Raw genomic sequence first — 4,004 nt, 5'->3', positions numbered from 1 at the left:
CTAGCTGATACGTATCCCATAAAGCTTTATGAGCTTGAGCCGCTCCCCCAAATACAATTTCCCAGAAGTTGTAAATAACATCACGAACTCTATATACATAGCTACTTACGAGGGCATGTCCGGCATCGGTTAACCTTACCTTACACTACGCAAAATCATTGCCTTAACGCAAGAATTGAGGGTAGGATGCCCCTTGACGTGTACGGCTCATTTAAAGAGTTTTTTTGGTTTTACCAACATGGGGTAATCGCGACTAAAGCAGATGATGCTAAGTTAGCTTTTTCAATGCCGGAGTGAAATTAGCAACTGTACTGAAAGTTATGCTAAGGCTAAAACGGTACTGGACAAGCTTTTTAAATTTACGAATCCAATTCTGGTATCTTGGCTGATTGTCTGTGGCGTTTGACAATATCATTAACTTTCATATCTTCATACAGCTTTATCGGTTTTTAATACTAAATATTGGTATGTTACATATATCCACGTACCAGCATCATAAATACAACACAGATGAATTCTGGGCGGTCTTAAGGGAGATCCAATAAATATAATGCCCAGTCGTGTCCCAGTCCTTTGGGCGGGGACAGCCACACCGACAAGGTATCGGTTAACCAATAAATTAGACTGCTGGGCATTTTATTTTCTTGAAGAGCCTTAGTAAATCTACACACAGAAAACAAATAATATGGAAATAAATAACCAAATATATGTGGACTAAAATAGAAGAATTAATTAAAATGCCATGGATAAAGTATCCATTATTTTTTGTAGCGGTTTTATTTGTCAGTGTTTTTGTTGGTCGTGTTTATAGTGGTTTTACTTTGATAAAAAATGATAAAGAGATATCTTTTGATTTACGTACTGATGCAAAGTTACCGAATGAATTAGATATTACAGGAGAATGGGTGTATTTAGCTGAAACCAATCAGAAAGAAAATATTTTTTCTGAAGATTTTTGTAAAAAAAGATTTGGTTCAGTGGATATAAATCATACTGGGAGTAATGAAGTAAATTTAAGTGGTGTAAGAAAAGCCAATGAAGACTGTACAACTAAAAAAGTTGTTTACCCTAAAGTTGAACCTAAAAATATTCGATGGGTGAGCGATAGCGCTACGATACTTGTACAGAGAAAACATTTAACGGTTTGGTTTCATACTGATGATAAAATTCCTAGACTCGGTTATATGTATCTCAGTATAATTAATGAACCTAATAGTATTAAGCCACCAGGGCAATTAAATGGTACTATGTTTTATTTGAATGATGAAGATAAAAAATGGTTTAGGGCAAATGTTGAACTTTATAGAGTAGGTTCCCAAAAGGCAACAGATATAGCAAAGAAATGGTGATTAATCACTTTTAAATCACGTCTAAACAATATTAATTCGATACAATCAATACCTGTTTTTCGGTGTTTTACACGGAGAGAACTACCTGACTTCCTCCATGTATTACATGGAGGAAGTGCCATCAAATCCAGATCCTCTCCCCATTTAAGTTCCTCATGAAAAATAACTAAGGCTGAACGTCCACGTCTAGTTCCTTTTGTCAAGACTATTGTTTACATATTTTAATGCGTTTGCCCTAGTCTAACTGGGCTTCCCCCGTTCTAGGCTCTCAGTGATTTACCTTAATTCAGTTATGCCATTTTTTCTGCATGAGTGACGTGTCATGAATTAAGAAAAAAATCTTTCTATCGTGTACTAGCATTTGCTTGGTGCAAACGTTGAATAAACTTCAAAAACATTGCTACATCTTCCGGTTCGACGGTGGTTCTGGAAGGTATATCTCTGTTTGACTGAAAAATAGTGTCACATTTACCATTACTGAATTTTTTTATACTTAAATTGTCCCTAAACTCAATAATTTCATAAGTTCGACCTTTAAAAATCTTTTCGTTTTGAGAATTTGTCTCTCCTGTTAATTCTAGGATGTTGTTGGCTGCTTCTAAAACCTGTATTCCACGTTCTAAGTAAGGTTGATATTTTTCTACATCCTGCCTCATCTCGTCAAAGGTTTCCTCAGGGATGGATATGGCTTGCCCCTTTCGCATTCCCGACACCAACGACTGAATGTATTTCTGCTTCGCACCAGACAGAGATAAATCCCTTGCAGCCATCGCCCAGTCAGCTAAGTCCTCAAACCTAAGGGTAATTAACTTTGCCGTGTTTATGTTGCCTGTATCATCAGGCGATCGCACTACTCCATTCAACTCACTTTCGTTTACACTCGGTAACAGGCTTGATGGGATTTGCTGTAGAGTGAAGTATGATTCTTGCTCTATATCTGGATTTGAGTCAGGCGATCGCTGATTTGCAACAATATCTTCAGCAATACCCGCCGCAATATCAAATAAAGAAAGCTGATCTCCTTGTGGGGAAACGAATATCCTTTCTGGACTTCTTCGAGAAGTCTGCTTCGTAAGGGTTGATTCTAGCTCCGGCTGTCTCTGGGTTGCTTTAATTGCCTCGACCGGAATAAAAATAGGCGCTGATGCCAAATTCGTTGAAATTGGCGCTTCTGGAACAATATTATTTGGAGGTTCTGCAACACCTTCTTTAGAAAGAGAAACTAAGTTATTTATTTGAACAGCTATTTTGGTGGTGTAATCTTCCTCCCGAAGACATGCTATAAACTTGTCCGCTTCATGTTCGTCGAAGTACTCCGATGACAGTTCATCATCGGCTGTAGTCTGGGTATTCTGGTACTGAAATATATTGTCATCAGTGATTTTGAAGGTAATTCTTTTAGCTGAAAACCCCGAATTAGCCGTAAGTATAAACAAGTCTGCTGCTCGTTCTAAGCAGATACTTTGATCTGGAAAACTGCCTTTCACTCTCCAGCTTAAACTGTCGGAGCTTATAATTTCATTGAGAACTTTGCTATCGTCCAGAAAAGCAGCAACGCTCTCCCCAACGTCAACACGATTGGCTGTTGTTTCAGGCACAAGCTCTAGGGGCGTACCTGTTTCGGGTACTAGCTTATCTTCCATCTCTTGATCGCGGGTAGTGTCATTTACAGCTAACCGCTCTTGAATAGCTTCAGTAAACCCTTGATCTAAAAGATTGCGGGAGAACATTGTTGCATAAGAGCGATCGCACCCTCGCCACTCCCTTCCCAGAGCACTTGTGGCCGTTTCTTTTAGTCGTAGACTACCATCCTTGATGATCATAAAAACCATCTCGCTATCGAGATACACATCTCCATAGTCATTCAGATAGTGTGTCAAATATAACTGATTGCCATGACGTTCTATTACCAGGGGTATAAAGGGCTCGTTTTCGATCTTGAGATGGAAGTCCTCACTCTCCATTACTGTCTGGAATAAGCCTCCTCGCTCAAGCAACTTAGCAACGTTTTTTTCTGGTGTTCCCCTTTGCTGAGGCGACACAACAGCTTTGATCACTGGATCGGCGGATGAAAAATTATCATTAACTGGAGGCTGATTATATTTCTCTTCACTTAAAATATCTCCTGATGCATCTCCAGCATTGAGTTCCCCTGAAGAAGACTGTTCGGGAATAGGGGAAGCATCGTTAAAGGATGGCAGTTCAACACCCAGCATAGCCCTAGCTGCCCCAGTCATTTCAGGGGCTGCGAGCGAGTAGCCTCTTTCTCCTATCAAGTATTCAAGCAGTGGCTCCAACTTGTCTTTGTTAAGTTGGCAAGCCATGCGATCGCTAACTGAATAAAAATCATCTTCGATAATTTCGAGAATTCTTTCATCCAAGAAATATTTTCCACCTTCGTCTTTGGGTTTTGGGGTTTCCATTAAAAACCAATCGCCACGATTACTTTGCTTAATGGAAAGCTTTTGATCTCCAGTTTTCAGTTGTCCACCAAACTCAGTCAAAAATCTCCAAGCATCTTCGATAGTTGTAGCGAACTGCAAACAGAAACACTTCAAACTGCAAACAAGGCAAAATTGAAACCACATTAGCTGCAAATAAGGGTGGTCTCAAAACCACATTAGCTGCAAATGAAACCAGATTATTTGCAAACAA

2 protein-coding genes are annotated in these 4,004 nt (G+C 39.4%); one reads left to right on the top strand and one right to left on the bottom strand.

The window, feature by feature from the left end; genetic code table 11:
- Positions 1-707 precede the first annotated feature (707 nt).
- Positions 708-1,349, top strand: coding sequence for a hypothetical protein (locus G4P69_RS36000; RefSeq protein WP_208346097.1), 642 nt, complete (start codon positions 708-710; stop codon positions 1,347-1,349).
- 344 nt (positions 1,350-1,693) lie between these two features.
- Here G4P69_RS36000 and G4P69_RS35995 read toward each other — a convergent pair whose 3' ends face one another.
- A complete protein-coding gene (locus tag G4P69_RS35995) occupies positions 1,694-3,892 on the bottom strand; it encodes a DUF6908 domain-containing protein (protein ID WP_208354701.1) in 2,199 nt (732 codons plus the stop codon).
- Positions 3,893-4,004: the final 112 nt, after the last annotated feature.

It is taken from the genome of Aetokthonos hydrillicola CCALA 1050 (genome assembly GCF_017591665.1).
GTDB classification, from domain to species: domain Bacteria; phylum Cyanobacteriota; class Cyanobacteriia; order Cyanobacteriales; family Nostocaceae; genus Aetokthonos; species Aetokthonos hydrillicola.
The sequence above is the reverse complement of the archived record's forward strand: the minus strand, read 5'-3'. Positions and strand labels throughout refer to the sequence as shown.

Coding starts and splice junctions, on each gene's coding strand:
- G4P69_RS36000 (WP_208346097.1), top strand. CDS start 708: ATGTGGACTAAAATAGAAGAATTAATTAAAATGCCATGGATAAAGTAT.